This is a genomic window from Methylobacter sp. BBA5.1, from assembly GCF_000746145.1.
Taxonomy (GTDB): domain Bacteria; phylum Pseudomonadota; class Gammaproteobacteria; order Methylococcales; family Methylomonadaceae; genus Methylobacter; species Methylobacter marinus.
Genome location: NZ_JQKS01000047.1, coordinates 1 through 15,972, shown reverse-complemented (window position 1 = coordinate 15,972; position 15,972 = coordinate 1). Strand labels below are relative to the sequence as shown.

General features: G+C 52.1%; 11 protein-coding genes and 1 pseudogene. 1 reads left to right on the top strand and 11 read right to left on the bottom strand.

All coding sequences use genetic code 11. The annotated features are described in order from the left end of the window. Positions 1–381: 381 nt before the first annotated feature. The 3 genes from hsdR to EK22_RS20415 all read right to left on the bottom strand — a co-directional run bounded on the left by hsdR (position 382) and on the right by EK22_RS20415 (position 5,556). Entirely contained in the window at positions 382–3,906 is a 3,525-nt protein-coding gene (gene hsdR / locus EK22_RS20425; RefSeq protein ID WP_036253997.1) for a type I restriction-modification system endonuclease, read from the bottom strand. 586 nt (positions 3,907–4,492) lie between these two features. Further along, complete coding sequence (gene lysM, locus EK22_RS20420; RefSeq protein WP_027146894.1) at positions 4,493–4,957, bottom strand: peptidoglycan-binding protein LysM; 465 nt, start codon at positions 4,955–4,957, stop codon at positions 4,493–4,495. 32 nt (positions 4,958–4,989) lie between these two features. Then, positions 4,990–5,556: a DUF937 domain-containing protein gene (locus EK22_RS20415; RefSeq protein WP_036253995.1), complete on the bottom strand. Its 567-nt coding sequence runs from the start codon at positions 5,554–5,556 to the stop codon at positions 4,990–4,992. A 428-nt stretch (positions 5,557–5,984) separates the two neighbouring features. Here EK22_RS20415 and EK22_RS20410 point away from each other — a divergent pair, with 428 nt between their 5' ends. Continuing rightward, on the top strand, positions 5,985–6,962 hold the full coding sequence (locus EK22_RS20410) for a MerR family transcriptional regulator (protein ID WP_036254010.1): 978 nt from the start codon (positions 5,985–5,987) through the stop codon (positions 6,960–6,962). Between the two features lie 51 nt (positions 6,963–7,013). Here the strand turns inward: EK22_RS20410 and ftsH are convergent, their stop codons facing one another. From ftsH to EK22_RS24430, 8 genes and pseudogenes are all read right to left on the bottom strand, one after another. Next, positions 7,014–8,936, bottom strand: coding sequence for an ATP-dependent zinc metalloprotease FtsH (gene ftsH, locus EK22_RS20405; RefSeq protein WP_020157010.1), 1,923 nt, complete (start codon positions 8,934–8,936; stop codon positions 7,014–7,016). 1,308 nt (positions 8,937–10,244) lie between these two features. Further along, complete coding sequence (locus tag EK22_RS20400) at positions 10,245–10,691, bottom strand: YiiD C-terminal domain-containing protein (RefSeq protein ID WP_198014440.1); 447 nt, start codon at positions 10,689–10,691, stop codon at positions 10,245–10,247. Between the two features lie 192 nt (positions 10,692–10,883). Continuing rightward, the gene (locus EK22_RS20395) at positions 10,884–11,819 is read right to left on the bottom strand and encodes a SufB/SufD family protein (RefSeq protein WP_020157012.1); all 936 of its coding nucleotides are present in this window, start codon (positions 11,817–11,819) and stop codon (positions 10,884–10,886) included. Further along, entirely contained in the window at positions 11,812–12,504 is a 693-nt protein-coding gene (locus tag EK22_RS20390; protein ID WP_198014441.1) for an ATP-binding cassette domain-containing protein, read from the bottom strand. Before EK22_RS20390 ends, EK22_RS20395 begins: the two co-directional genes overlap by 8 nt. A 363-nt stretch (positions 12,505–12,867) precedes the next feature. Beyond that, positions 12,868–13,728, bottom strand: a complete 861-nt coding sequence (locus tag EK22_RS20385) for a universal stress protein (protein WP_036253993.1) — start codon at positions 13,726–13,728, stop codon at positions 12,868–12,870. A 145-nt stretch (positions 13,729–13,873) separates the two neighbouring features. Then, positions 13,874–15,124, bottom strand: a complete 1,251-nt coding sequence (gene arsB, locus EK22_RS20380; protein ID WP_036253992.1) for an ACR3 family arsenite efflux transporter — start codon at positions 15,122–15,124, stop codon at positions 13,874–13,876. Between the two features lie 18 nt (positions 15,125–15,142). Beyond that, complete coding sequence (locus EK22_RS20375; protein WP_036253990.1) at positions 15,143–15,622, bottom strand: arsenate reductase ArsC; 480 nt, start codon at positions 15,620–15,622, stop codon at positions 15,143–15,145. Positions 15,623–15,828: 206 nt separating this feature from the next. Then, positions 15,829–15,972 (bottom strand): annotated as a pseudogene (locus tag EK22_RS24430) (IS110 family transposase); the annotation flags it as partial.

The following is a 15,972-nucleotide window of genomic DNA, read 5'->3' as shown; positions in this document are numbered from 1 at the left end:
TCGACATGAAATGTTTTGCCTTATCGTTCCCATGCTCTGCGTGGGAACGCATTTCGAACCGCTCCGCGGTTCGGGACGCGAAGCGTCCTAAGCCGGGCTCCCACGCAGAGCGAGGGAGCCATATGTATAGATTTTCCTTATTTCTATGCCTATCCGAACAATATATATAGAAAACAGCATTTTTAAACATGACAAGATAAGGATGCTGGACTTATGCAAGTATGTGGGGGCGACTGAAGTCGCCCCCACATTTTTATAAACAGTTTCCCACGCGGATCGGGGTTTGTAACCCCGACCCGAACGTTTTATTGGCAGCAGACGGCACAAAGGCAACATTGGCGGTTGTATGCACTCCCGCCGGAGCGTGGGAACGAAAAGTCACTAGGCTTGTTGCGGCCAGATGGCCTCGCCGAGTTCTTCCAATACCGTATCGAGCTGATTGGCCAGCACTTTATCCAGCTGTCTGGCGCCGCCGTGGTCGGCAAAACGGCTGTTCACGAACTCGCGGTCGATGATGACTTCGTGCACCAGTTGTTTGGCCAGGCGTTCCAGCCATTTGCGTTGCGCCGGCTGCCAGTTGTGACGGGTGTAGATCCGGTCCATCGCCTTCGCCACCCGCTGTTCGAACGGGATCAGCGGTTCGCCCAGGGCGGCGCGGCGGATATGGCCGATGATGCTGGCGGCGATGTCCTGGTTGGTCTGGTTGCGCACGGCGCTTTGCAGCCTGACCTCGCTGAAGCCTGCGCCATCGAGCAGCAGCTTGATTTCCTTGAGTTGTTCGCGGGTGAGATCGCGGGGTTTATTGACCACCACCGCCAACGCCGCGGATTGGTTGAGTTGTTCCTTGATGAAGCGGCTGAAGCTGTCGAGGTAGTCTTCCGGCCGTTGATGGGCGCCGTAGCTTTGGCTGCGGTCACGGATTTCATCAGGGTGCTCCGAGATGAGCGGCTGGCGCTCGCTGCCCAGCAGGGCGTTGACTTCCTCCAACTGATCGAGCAAGCTCGCATGCTGTTGGAGAAAGCGGGCGGCCTGCCTGGGGCCAAGCTCATGCAGGTGCCTGTGCAGCGACTTGGGCTCGACGCCCCAGAGTTGCTGCAGTTCCGAAAGTTTTTGCTTGAGCGCCGGTTTGCTTTCCGACTTGTTCTCGGCCTTGCGCAGTATGCGCATCAGCTTTTGGCTGAGTTGGCTGAGCACCACATCGGCATGCGTTTCGCCTGCTTGTTCGCCGGGGCTGTTCAGCGCCTTTTCCAGCTGTTCCGGGTCGGCGAGTTCGTTTGCCAGCTGGTCTATCGTGATGTTCGGGTCTTTGACCAGCGGCTTCATCGTGTTTACGTCCTGCAGGGCGGCATAGATATCCACCGGATCGTAAATGCGGAAGACGGTCTTGCCGATTTCATCGCAGCGGCGGGTGGCGCGGCCGATCATCTGTTCATACAGGATGCGCGATTTTACCCGGCGCATGAATACCAGATTGCAGATTCTGGGTACGTCGATGCCGGTGGTGAGCAGGTCGACGGTGATGGCGATGTTGGGGTGACGCTCGTTTTTATACTGGCGGATCAATTGCTCCACCTTGTCGCTCTGGCCGGTGATCTTGGCGACGGCGGCCTGGTTGTATTCGCCGTCGTAGAGCTCTTTGAAGGCGTCGTCCAGCAGGCGTTTGACCATGTCGGCGTGCAGGTCGGTGGCGCAGAAGATCAGGGTCTTCTCGTCGCCGAAAGGGTCCAGTTCCTTAACCAACTCCTCGCAGATGACGCGGTTGAAATTCTCGTTGATCACCCGGCGGTTGAAGGCGTCCACGTCGAAATTCAGCTCATCGTCCAGTTCGGCGGTTTCGACCGCGCCGGTCTGAAGATTGACGGCGCTGACCGTCTCGCCTTTTTCAAAGCGGATGCCTTGCTGCGTCAGCAGGGTTTCATAGCGGATCGGCGGCTCATGGTCGATCAGCCAGTCGTCGGCGACGGCCTCGCGATAGGAATAGGTGTAGACCGGTTTGCCGAAGATGTCGCTGGTATGTTTTGCGGGCGTCGCGGTCAGGCCGACTTTGACCGCGTCGAAATATTCCAGCACCCGGCGGTAGGTCGACAAATACTGGCCGGCATCGCGGGTGGCCAGCTCGCCTTCGGTCATTTCCTGATCGAGCGTGTAGCCCCGGTGGGCTTCGTCGATGATGATGCAGTCGAACCGGTCGACAGGCGGCGGCGCATCCGACATGAAAATGCGCTTGACCATGGCCTGCACGGTGGCGACCTGCACGCGGGTTTCCGCCTCGGCGGCCATGTCGCCGAGTTCGGCCACATTGTAGATTTTGGACAGGGTCTGGTTTTGTTCCAGCGCGGCTTCGTTGAACACATCGATAGCCTGCCGGCCGAGCGCTGTCCTGTCCACCAGAAACAGAATGCGCCGGAAGCGTTCGGCTTTCAAAAAACGGTACATCAGGCCGATGACGGTGCGGGTTTTGCCCGTGCCCGTCGCCATCGCCAGCAAGGCCGTGCGGCTGTTGCGGGCCAGCGCCTGCTCGACGGCGGCGATGGCTTTGATCTGATAGTCGCGGAGCCTGAGGTAGGCGAACCCTTCCTGCCTGAGCGCTTCTTCCGCCTGCACCTTGCTGCGTTTGAGCTGGTCCAGCAGGCCTTGCGGAGTATGGAAGTGCAAAAGCGCGCGCCGGGTATTGCCGGGATCGCGCACGTCGCGAAACCAGGTGCCCGATTGCTCGGCCAGCTGCGGAATATAGGGGCGGCCGTTGCAGGAATAAACGAAAGGCACTTTGTAGTGACCGTCTTCTTCATCGGGCCAGGCTACGGTCCGGCCTGCCAGTTCCCAGGCGCCGACCATGGGCTGGTTAACGGTGAATCCCTTGCTGTAACGTTCCGCCTGCGGAATTTTACCCGCCACATTGGTGTTTTCTTTTTTGGCCTCAACCACGGCAATGGGCGTCAATCCGCAAAACAGTACGTAATCCGCACGTCCCTGTTCGCCCTGGTGTTTCGTCGGCCATTCGGCGATGGCCTTGTTGGTCCCTTTTTCCGGGCGGGCGCCGCTTTTGTAGGTCAGTTCCTGACTATCCGCTTCCCAACCGGCTTCGGTCAGTTGCTGATCGATCAGCAGGCGGGTGAGCTCTTCGTTTAAAACGATAGACTGGCTGGCGGAACGGGTTATGTTGGCGACCTTTTGCCGCTGCTCGCTGATGGCTTTGTCATCTTGTTGAGTGAGCCGGCTTTGCAAGGCTTTTAATTTGCTCTCGTAGTCCTGTTGCTGCGCTTCGAGAGCGGCTTCGTGCGCTTTGGCCTGCTCAGCCAACGCGCGGGATTCTTCATCCATGGCCACGGCCAGCGCTTCGAATTCCGCCTTTTCCCGCGCGATCAGATCATTCAGTTGCTGGCTGGAGTCCAGCTGAATATTGGTCTCTGTCAGTTCATGCTTTAGCTTCTCGATTTCCGCCTGGAGCTGCCGGAGTTGAGTGCTTGGGTCGGACGGCGGGATGAAGGGCCCCGCTTTAAACGCCGTGCCCGATTTGCCGAATGACTGATGAAACCAGATGGCCAGAGCCCTGGCGACCTTCAGGCCGTCCAGGGCTTCTTTGTGCCGGGTTTTGAACTGGTGGGTGGCTTTGTTGCCTTCAATGCGGAGGGTATGGAACAGCTCGCGTACGACGGGTTCTAACTTCAGCTCGCGGTTGAGCCGGTACAGCAACTCGGCCTGACTGGTTTGCTCATTGAACTCGACGCCCGCCAGCGCGGCGATATGCTGGGCCAGCGCCTCACCGAGCTGGCGCAGCTTGATCAGGGTGGTATTGGGGTCGCTTGAGAATGCTTTCTCGGCGGCGAAAGTGATTTGCGCGAACAGCGGATCGTGTTCCGCCAGGAAGCCAAAATTGGTCGGCTCAGGATTTTCCGTGGGTTGCAAAGTACAGCCTCCCTTTAGTTGCTATTTCCATACCAGTCACTTAAACGCATTCCAGCTGCTTTATTTTGTTTGCCCAACGGGCCAGGTGACAGCGGATTATTGAACTCTCCGCATAATGCAATTATTTGTTATTGAATATTGAATATTGAATATTGAATATTGAACACATTATCAACATTAACAGACATGGTAAATTATTTGAGTTGAAATGACATTTTTTCTGATCAATCGCCGTTAAAACTGATTAGGACGATAAGCATATCGATTGCGATCCGGTCGCCAACCTGATCGAAGGGCGGCGCGGCCAACAGTATAATGGCTGGCCGCTGATGGACGTATTTAAGGTTGCAGTACGGTGTCTGGATGTTTCGATGCTTCGGAGAAATTTATAGTGATATCAGGGCGCCTTTTTGAGCGCTGATTTTGTTGTGACCTGCCAACGTTTTTAGGATTTGGCTAAAGATGACTTCCTGAATTTGGAATGTTGCATAGGATGTGCTGCCCAAAGCAGGCGGCGCAGTGAAGCGCATTGTTCGCGAATGAGGCGCCTTTTGTCGTCGGCACATCCTATGTTTAAAATCAATCGTTAATCCATCGGAATTCTGATTTTCTGCCCTGGGTAGATCAGGTCGGGATCTTTGATGACTTCCCGATTTGCCTCAAATATCCGTTGATATTGATTCGCGTTCTGATAAAACTTCTGGGCGATTTTCGATAAGGTATCGCCGCTGGCAATCTCATAATACTGAACATTGCCCGGTTCCAGTGCCGCTGACGCATCCTTGCCCGCCGAAGTGACCTCGACAATATCGATTTTCGGCACGACCTCGCTAACGCCTTTGACATTGCCGGCCAATAGCACGGCTTTTTGCGCCGCCTCCGCGCTGTCGGTCGTGCCGATCACCGTCGCCTTACCGTCTTGAAAGGTGACGTTTAAATCCCGGATATCCAGATTACTGGCCTTGATATGGTCTGTAATTTTTTCCGCGGCCTCTTCGTCTTTATTAAACAGCTTGCTGCCGATGTCTTTTGCAAAAGCTAATAATCCCATGATCATGCTCCTGTGTTTATATGAAAAAGCTGTTAAAAGAATTTTTTTGCGAGATTCAATAAATCATCGGTGACATCACCGTCTTTATCCGCGTCCAAAAAGGACGTGATCATATTGCCTATCGAATTGTCATCGGCTCGTTCAAAGCCTTCGGTTTCGGCCGGACCGGCGGATACCGTTTTACCGGATGCCTGTTTACTCAGGGTTCCCATGACGGCTGCCGCAACCAGGGGCAGCAATCTTTTGACAATGCCCGTATCCGTGCCTGTTTCCTGAGCGGCATGGGCGGCTACATTGCGGCTGACCTCCTTACTGCCGAATATATGGCTTAAAATCGCATTCCCCTCTTCTTTTGCCGACTCCTCCTTTAACGCTTCGGGATGTTCCAGATAGCGTTCATGGTGTCCTGTCTGCAAGGCATTTAACAATCCCTGCAGGCCTTCACTGCTTGAAGCATTGGATTTGATACCCTTCGAAACGGCCGGCAGCAACTGGCTGATGATATTTCGCACATCGTTTTGATCAATGCCGACGCTTTGCGCCAACTGAGCAACCATGTCTGCATTCTGCTTTCCTATAACCGCATCTAATAGACTCATCACTCAACCTCAATATGGTTATTTTTCTATTAGTAAACACTTGTTCGCAACAAGATGCTTACGGCTTTGAATTGAAATTCGCTTAATTAATTCCCCATTTCCTGGTTAAAATCGACCACACTGACTTACGGAACGCGCATAAAATAAGTTCCCCAAATGTGCGAATGAATTCGCACCTACAATTCCCTGATTTATTCCATGCCCATTGCTAACTTATGATCAGCAACCCGTTTTTTAGTTCTGGAGAAATTGGATTTGACAATATCGATAGTTAAAAAATCATCACACAAGAGGGTTTTTACTATTGAATAAAGCTTATTCAATAATCAGGCAATACACTATATGCCCTTCCTTAATATTGTTCTGTGTCAAATTTTTGTAAAGGTATTATGTTATAATTTTTGAATATTTATCTCATCGGCTCAAACATGAAAGAAGATCAGGCCAATCCAGCGCAATACTTAATCAGCACTGTTTCGAAGCGTTCCGGCGTAAAAGCCGATCTGATCAGAGCCTGGGAAAGACGTTACGAGGCCGTATCCCCCTCGCGTACCGAGGGCAGACAACGCATTTATACCGATCAGGATATTGCCCGATTAAGATTACTCAATCAGGCCACGAATAATGGCCATAGCATCAGCCAGATTGCCAGACTCTCTCTGAATGAATTGCATTCTTTAATAACAAAAGACATGCACACATCGAACCAAACGCAACCCCATATCAGGCCGATACGCGGCGACAAACATGAGTTGTTAGACGATTATCTGGAGAAATGTTTTAGCGCTATCATTGCTTTCGAGGCTACAGTACTGGAAAGACATTGTGAAAACGCCATCGCCGAACTGGGGCCCATGTCTTTTATCGAGCAGTTATTGACGCCGTTGCTGACTAAAATGGACGAAAGCTTGCAAGCGGGACTGTTAAGACCGGCGCATGAGCATATGGCGACCTCCATTATACGCTCACTGGCCTATATCCTGCGGACTAACAGGCCTTGCTCCAGGCAGGCGCCGCGTATGATCATGAGCACGCCGACAGGGCAATTACATGAAACGGGTGCTTTGCTGGCGATGATTATTGCCGAATTCAAAGGCTGGCACGTGACTTACCTGGGTGCCAATTTGCCGGCTGAGGAAATTGCCGCCGCCGTTAAATATACCCATGCCCGCGCAGTGGCGATCAACATCAGTTTCAGAAACGATGATTCGGTTATTATCAAGGAGATAAGACGCTTGAACACGCTGATCGGGAAAGATGTCACACTGATTGCCGGCGGAAGAGCGGCAGTTGATTATCAAACGATCCTGGATGAGATCGGTGCTTTCAGAGTGAACAATTATGATCACTTCAAGCTGGTTCTGGATGGTTTACGCGCCCAAACTTCGTTTCAAGATTACGCTTAATAATTTTGATTCAAAAAGAGGGGGATAGATATCCCCCTGAATGAGCGCACCTCAAATCTTGGCAGCCGTATTAGCAGCAGTTTCTACTTCTTGATCCGCCGCGTTCTGCCCTTTCTTATCCAATTTAGATTGATGGTCTGGAAAATCGTTTCCATCCTGAGGTGGCCTGGCATCTTTGCCGGCCATTAAATCATCGATTTGCAGACGATCCAAAGTTTCCCATTTCATCAAGGCATCGGCCATTTTGTGCAGGATACCGATGTTTTCCTGCAAAATGGTTTCAGCACGTTGGTAATTGCGATCGATGACCAGGCGTATTTCCTCATCGATCAGATGGGCAACGTTACTGGAAACAGCACTGCCCTGGGAACCGGGATGTCCCATAAAAGGCTGACCGCCCTCTTCGCCGTAAACCAGCGGCCCGAGTTTGTCAGACAACCCCCAGCGGGTCACCATGTTGCGGGCCAGTTCGGTTGCCCGCTCAATATCGTTGGATGCCCCCGTGGTCACGCGGTCGCCGCCATAAATCATCAACTCGGCGATTCTGCCGCCGAACAGGCCTGCTATCTGACTTTCCAGCTTGCGCTTGCTGGCGCTGTATTGGTCCCGTTCCGGCAAGAACATCGTGATGCCGAGCGCCCGCCCCCTGGGCATGATGCTGACTTTGTAGACCGGATCGTGGTCCGGCGACATCTGTCCGACGATACAATGTCCGGCTTCGTGGTAAGCGGTTAAAAGCTTATCCTCTTCCGTCATCACCATGGTGTGTTTCTCGGCACCCATCAGAATTTTATCCTTGGCTTTTTCAAGGTCCTGCATGCTGACTTCCTCCTTGTCGGCCCGCGCCGCAAACAGCGCCGCTTCATTGACCACGTTAGCCAGTTCCGCCCCCGAAAATCCCGGCGTACCGCGCGCGATGTATTGCAGCTCAACATCGTCGGCAACCGGCACTCTTTTAATGTGCACATTTAAAATTTGCTCGCGTCCGCGTACGTCAGGCAACCCGACATTGACCTGGCGATCGAAACGCCCCGGCCTGAGCAAAGCTTTATCGAGCACATCGGCGCGATTGGTCGCGGCAATAACGATAACGCCTTCATTGCCGTCGAAACCGTCCATTTCCACCAGTAACTGGTTCAGCGTCTGCTCGCGCTCGTCATTGCCGCCGCCCATGCCGGCACCGCCGCGTTGGCGGCCGACGGCATCAATCTCGTCAATAAAGATAATACAGGGCGCATGCTCTTTGGCCTGGGCAAACATATCCCTGACTCTGGACGCACCGACGCCGACGAACATCTCGACAAAATCAGAACCGGAAATACTAAAGAATTTAACCCCCGCCTCACCGGCAATGGCCCGGGCCAGCAAGGTTTTACCGGTGCCGGGAGGGCCTACCATTAAAACGCCGCGCGGCATTTTACCGCCCAGTTTTTGAAACTTGTAGGGATCTCTCAAGAAGTCGACCAGCTCAACCACGTCCGCCTTGGCCTCTTCACAACCGGCGACATCCTCAAATTTGACGGTCATTTTGTCTTCGGTAAGCATTTTGGCTTTGCTTTTACCAAAGTTCATGCCGCCCCCCATACCGCCGCCGCTCTGGACTCGGCGCATGTAGATGACCCACACCGCTACAAGCAGCAAGATAGGAAACCAGGAAATGAATAATTGCGTAAGGAATGATTGTTGTTCCGGCGCATAAGTTCTTATCTGGACACCAGCCTCGAGCAGATCATCAATCAGGTGAGGATCGTCAGGATTAATGGTTTCATAAATTTGTCCTTCCGATGTGCGAACTCTAATGAGATGGCCCATGATTTCCACGCGATCAATCTGTCGAAGTTTGACTTTTTCGATGAAAGTCGAATAGGCCAAGGATTGATCGACAGGAGGTGTCGAATTAAACCTATTGAATATTAACAACGCACCAATCAATACAACTCCCCAAAGCAGTGTATTCATCACATATTTCTTCATGCTTTATCTCCTGACCTTTGCGGGATGATCAACAACCTGGTGTTGGTGTTGTTTAAATGCTGATAAGCACAGCCTGGTTTTATGCAAAAAAATATCATTCCAAACCATTATTTGAATTAACTTGCAGAATTTAACAGACACATTAAACATTGTATCTGGCCTTTATCCTTACGGTTCCATGGGATGTATGTGCTTTGCCGGTGCATTCCATTCTCCGTTAGCAAAGCAATATGTAAAAACCAAAGTTTGTAATCAGAATAACCTTTAAAAAATTTCAAGTTTAAAAGCGATTAACCATTTCATTAACACGACTTGACGCTTTTATACTCGAACATTTTGGACTAATCCGTGATGTATTCTTAATTACGGTGAGGGTTTCAGCTTATTGCAGGCCCGGTGAGCTCAATAGCTTTGCGTGGATTTCCTGCAATATCTTTATTCATGATAGAACTCACAATGAAACGATTTTAACGGCGGCAATATCAGCTTTCCTTATCCGTAATTTCGACCATAATTTATCTAAATAGGTCATAATAAGGGTATTCTTGCAAGCCCGGCTTGATTAAAATTCAATTCAATATAAGTTAATTTATTGATTTTATTGTTTTATTTTTGTTACAACAAATTAAGAGCACCCGCTTTGCACAGCACTTCAAAAACGACATCGACCTTACTTTTTTCACAATAATAATCATTAGCTTGTCCATTGTCTATTTATAGTTGTACAAAACATGAACAAATTGCGAAAAATAATTAAACTATATTAGAGAATGACAATATAACATAAGGATTCTTTTGAACTAGCTGTTTCCAATGGCCATGGGAACTTTTAATGTAATCGAAATCTTTCCGGGCGGGACTTAACCTCTTCCACAATGAAATTTATGGACAGTCAGCTATTTGGACTCACTACGACAGTCAGATGGCTTGTCTATGGTTGCCAGACAATTTCGGGCAGTTGCCATGTCTGAGCGTCACCATGAAAGCTTGGAAGTGGCTTGAGCCGATACCATAATACATATGGCATGATCTAGCTTAGTGCCAGTATCTTTATTGCATATTTATCAATGGGTTAATATTTTAAACGGTATTGTAACCGATACTCCCTGAAAAATATTTTGCAAATAACGCCGCGGTGAGAGAATCGGTGAATACTTGTCAGTAGTCAGGCAATTTAATTATGGAAGGTAAATTGTAGGTGCGAATTCATTTATGCCCTTCAGGGTATTCGCACTATTCGCACGCTATGAATGCTCTGCAAATTTTACTCGTCAGAACAAGGCTGACTGAGTACTAGGTCGCCCACTTTCAGTTTATGCCGATTGCCACAAAATACCCTTCAAAATTGCCCGCTAACTGATCCTCGTACTCCAGGACAGATGACACAGCAATTCTTGCACGTCTTCTGCGCAAGAGTGTTCGCATGAAAACCTCCCAAGCTTTTGGCTGCGTGATAAACGAGCGCGCTGTAAACGTGCCACGGATTGGCCGCTCATAACTCATGTTATTACTCTGAATCACGATGCTACTTGCGATGTCTGCGTTCTTCAGGCGGACATGTATTATTGACCATGCGGCAAGGATCGCTACGGCTGAGGCACTGCCACCAAAAACAGATTCGGTGTGATTGATGTTGGGAGTCAAGGGTGCGCTCAGAATAACCCTTTCCTCCTCGGCTTCGATCACATTGACTTGCATGGTCTTTGAGAGGGGTATATGTTCATGCAGGTAATGCTCAAGTGTTTGTGGGCTCAATGGTATCTCCATTTTATAATCGTAGAGTGAATCAAAGCGGGCTGTTTTTTGAAAATAGCAAGAGCTGCTGTCGATTGTAAATAAAATACGTCATTCAAGTAGTCATTGCCAGGCGATATCCAAAGGCCGCCTATCAATCGATGGACGCGTTTTATGAAGTGTTATGCAAAAAATCGCTTTGTATAACGACCGCTAACCTAGCATGCCCAGTATGATCCGGTCCACGGCCTCGTCAGGTTCCAGTCCCCGCGCCAGGAGCGTCTCAAGCTGCCTGGGATCCACGCTGCCGATGGCGGCTTCATGGGTGACCTTGGCTTGCGGATGGGAGACCTGAACTTCGGGAATGGCGCTCACCGTCCCCTGCCCCCGGACGATTTCCAGGCAGTCCACATGTCCCCGGGCGCCAGCCGCATTGCCGTGCATGATGCCGAGGACTTGCGCGGTAGCCTCGTCCTCGACGGCGATCCGCGATTTGATGAGCCCCCGAGCCCGCTCGCCTTCGAGATTCACCTGTTCGCGCATGCGGATTTCATCGGCGGCATGGCCATATACCCGGCTCGTCAGCTCCGTTACCGCGTCCGCCCCGACGTCGATAACATAGTCGATATCCAGCAGACCGACCCGCCCCTGCAATAACGAGAAATCAGACAGGTAACGCGCCTCTCTGTCCAGCCGGATTCGGGCGCGGGGACGCACCGTGATGCCGCCGTACAGGCCGTGATAGTGCGACTCCTGATAGCGGAGCGATGCCTTTTCCTGAAGTCGGACCTGCGCCTGCATGGCATGAAAGGCCCGCTCGGCATGGGCGAACAGACAATGGGACCAGACGGTCGCGCTGGCGCCGGGTTGCAGAGTCAGTTCGAGTTCCACGTTCTGTCCGCCGAAGCGGTCCAGAAGACTGAAACACAGGTGTATAGGCTGAGCAATAGTGAATCCCTCCAGTATGGTGACCTGCGCCTTGATCACGTCTTGCTCGGTTCTGGCGAGCACAACGACGCCGGGAATCGATTGCAGACCGACGATATGATGATCATAGGCCACAAGATGCGCGCTGTCCGGCGTCAGTACCTGGAGCGGGTCTTCACCGGCAAGCCGTAAGGCATCGATAAGCGACTCGAAATCAGCCATGGTTGCAGGTCTCCCCGTCGCAGCGCCGGCAGCGGCGGGCTTTGTAGTTCTCGATCACAGCTTGGGTTTCCCCCTGGCAGACGATACGACCGCCGCAAAGCTGCGATGCACGGTCTGCATGAGCGGCCACTTGCTCAACATGAGTAATCAGCAAAATCGTGCTGCCGGTGCTTTTCATCGCTTGAATGGCCGCAATCAGATCGTCGAGCGACAGCAGATCGATCCCTGCCGCCGGCTCATCAAGGATAGCCAGTTTCGGCCGCATAGTGATTATCGCGGCCAGCTCGATGCGCTTGCGCTCGCCCCCGCTCAGGGTCTTGTCCAAAGGGCGGTAAAAGTATTCGGCCGGCGCCAGGCCGACAGCTTCGAGCGCCGCTCCCGGGTCACCTTGAGACGCACCCAGAGCCAAATAATCGCAGACACGCAGCCCTTCGAAACGCGCCGGTTCCTGCCAGGCCAAGGTAATCCCGGCCCGTGCCCGTGCCTGAATCGGCAATTCGTCGATAGGTTTGCCTTCGAACAGCATAGTCCCCTGTTGCGGCCGGTAGCCCTCGCAGCCCATGATGGCATAACCTAAAGTGCTCTTGCCGGCGCCATTCGCCCCTACCAGCGCATGGATTTCCCCGCTGGCGATGCTCAAATCGATCGCATCCAGTACCCGTCGCTGGCCGAGGGATAGGGACATATTCCGGAGTTCGAGCAATACGCCCATTACCATCAGAGCCCTTAAATTAGATCCAGCAGGTGAAAAATGCCGATGCTCCGACACTGTCCAGTAAACTAAAGAACATGATCAAGAGAAACATAAAATTTTTCCTTTCGGCTATGTGGTGTACTCAAAGGATTCGCCCGCTTCTCATCAGATCATCTCAACGGGCCATGTCCTTGTTGACGGCATGGCCCCGAAGAGATCCATCGGCACGAACCGATAGTTCAGCAGCGGACACGGATCCAGCAGCTATCGAGGGCGGAGTCGTAATTTCCTTTCGACTCGACTGGTCCGCCTGACGTTCCAATTCATCGATTTCGATATCCGACTTATGCTTTTCTATCGAATAGCCGGCACTAACAACACAGGCACCGGCGCTTTCCTTACGATGTTGTGGCTGACGCTGCCAAGAAAGATCTCGGGAATAAAGCCTCGGCCCTGGCTGCCCATCACGATCAGCGAATAAGGATTCTGATCCACTTCCCGCAGAATTTCGCGCGTGGTCGAACCGTAGGGAATTTCAATATGCACGTCTGTGGCGCCTTTCTCAAGCAGTCGTTCCTTGAGTCGCTCCAGGCGGGCCCGGTCAATTTCATTGAACTCTTCCAGGCGGTCCTTGAGGTATTTGCCGATCCGTTCCTGCTCCTGAACATGCAGCAGCGTCACTTTGGGGCAGCCGCTTTCGACCAGTTTCTCGACATAGGTAAAGGCTCTTTCGGCATTGTCGGAGAAGTCCGTCGGATGAATGATGTGGGTGAGAATCTCCTCGCACATCATTTCACACTGGCCATTGACGGTCTTCGCCTTCATCACCAGCACCGGTTTTTCGGCATGCTGAATCACCTCATAAGCGACACCGCCGACGAAAGCATCATCAAATAGCGATTCGGAAGTCATATGCACAGCGATCAATGACACATTCTTTTCGCGCGCAAGCCGGTTGATCTCGTGGTCAGGAAAACCTAAAAGCACCTCAACTTCGACTGAAAACCCCATCTGTTCGAGAACCTTCTTTTGCTCTTCCAGAAGGGGTTCGGCAAGCTTGCGCAGTTGGCTGTACAAGGTGCCGACATCGCGGATGTTCATGGCATGCGCCAGAATGACTTCCTTAGCGCCCGCTTGCCGCAGGCCTTTCAGGCAACAGAGGGTCTTGGAAGAAACTTCGCTGAGGCTGGAACCGACGATTATTTTAGAAAACATTCAGACCACCTTTATTGGAATTTATTAGTCTCAGGACCGAAAATAAGGCTGACTTATCTCAGGCATTTAATCAGGCAATGATTGTTCCCGACAATCACCTTGCATTCCCTCCGTCCCTGGAGGTCGCAATGATTGTTCCCGACAATCACCTTGCATGGTCTCGCTCTCCGACAGTCCGCTGCGCTTTATCGGGACTGGCAGCGGCGCGGCTTTCATCGACGGCAGCCGCTTCGTGCGGAAACCAGTTTTTCGTGCGTTTGCAAAAACCCACCAGGGCCAGCATCAGAGGCACTTCGATCAGCACGCCGACGACAGTTGCCAGTGCCGCGCCCGACGACAATCCGAACAGCATCACGGCCGTCGCGATCGCGACTTCAAAATGATTGGAGGCGCCGATCATGGCCGAAGGCGCCGCGTTCTCGTAGGAAAAGCCCCAGAGTTTGGCCGCCAGATAAGTGATCGCAAAAATCAGAATCGTCTGTATCGCCAGCGGTATCGCAATCCATAAAATAGTTAGTGGGTTTTCGATAATCACATCGCCTTTGAATGAAAACAGCAGCACCAGCGTCAACAGCAAGGCGATGATCGTAATCGGCGTCAGCAGATGCAGAAATTTCTGCTCGAACCAGACCGGACCTTTGTGGGTAATAATCCATTTACGGGAAAAGTACCCTGCGACCAGCGGCAGCGCGACATAAATGCTGATGGACAATAGCAAGGCTTCCCAGGGCACCGGCAGCTGGCCGACGCCGAGCAGAAAGCCTCCGATCACGCCATACAGGAACAGCATCACCAGCGAATTGATCGCGACCATGACCAGCGTATGGCCGGCATTGCCTTTCGCCAGATAGCCCCAAACCAGCACCATCGCCGTACAGGGCGCCACGCCCAGCAGAATGCAGCCGGCCAGATAACTGCGCCATAACGGCACTTCCAGCATTTTGACGCCATCATTGACGACGACCGTGCCGGAACCATAATCACTGCCGACCGGCAGATCCAGGCCGAACGGCATTTTGACCAGATCGACCGCACCGGCGCCGATCAGCTGGTGAAACAGCACGCCCAGAAAAAGATAGGCAATGGCATACATGGTAAAAGGCTTGACGGCCCAATTGACCAGCAGGGTCAGCGTAACCGGCTTGAGGCTTTTGCCGGCCTTGACGACCTCGGCAAAATCGATCTTGACCATGATCGGGTACATCATGAAGAACAGGCACACGGCGATGGGGATCGACACAACGGGCGCGCCATTGACATCGATGCTCATGCCGTCCAGGGTTTTGGCGAAATCCGGCGCATAGACGCCCAACAAGATGCCGGCGACGATGCACAGGGCCACCCACACCGTCAGATAGCGCTCAAAATAGCCCATATCACGTTTTGTTTCAGTCATGCTTTACTCCTCGTCGGCTTAAGCTGTTAATTTGCCTATGGCGTTGAGTTCGGCAGTCAGCTCATCAGCAGGCATCGTCTCCAATGGCAACGTCAGCATTTTGTTGATGCGCTGTTCCAGGGCACGGTAGGTTTCATTGAACGCCGCCATGACTTCATCGTTCGATCCGGTTACGCGGTCCGGATCCGGCAGGCCCCAATGAGCCTTGACAGCCTTGTTTAAATAAACGGGACAGACTTCGCCGGCGGCGTTGTCGCAGACCGTGATGACGATATCGATCGGCTGATTTTCCAGGCTGTCCCAGGATTTGCTGAATAAGCCTTCGGTTGAAACACCCTGCGCCTCCAGGGTAGCCAGCGCCTTGGGATGCACCTGTCCTTTCGGATGACTACCGGCCGAAAAGGCTTTGATGCGGCCTTGGCCTAAATGATTGAACAAAGCTTCGCCGATGACGCTGCGGCACGAGTTGCCGGTACAAAGAACCAGTATGTTTAACATGATATTTCCTCGAATAATAGTGAACAGTTGCCAGTGTTTGTCTAAGGAACGTGAATTTTATAACTCCCGCAACTGACTTGTCTTTCTGTCCCTCTTCGGCGTTGCGCAAACAGTTACATAGCTTGCTATGCGCCTGTTTGCGCGCCTCGGCAACTGCTCCATGCGTTGCTCTACCTCCTGCATCCATGCAGCAACTGTGTTCAAAATCAAGCCTGATTGGCAAAATCAGGGTTCCACTCGCTGCCTGTTTTTGCCATGGAATTGAGAATAGTGAGCAATTTCCTCATACAGGCAACAAGGGCCACTTTTTTTAGCTTACCTTGGGCCAACAGACGTTGATAAAATAGTCT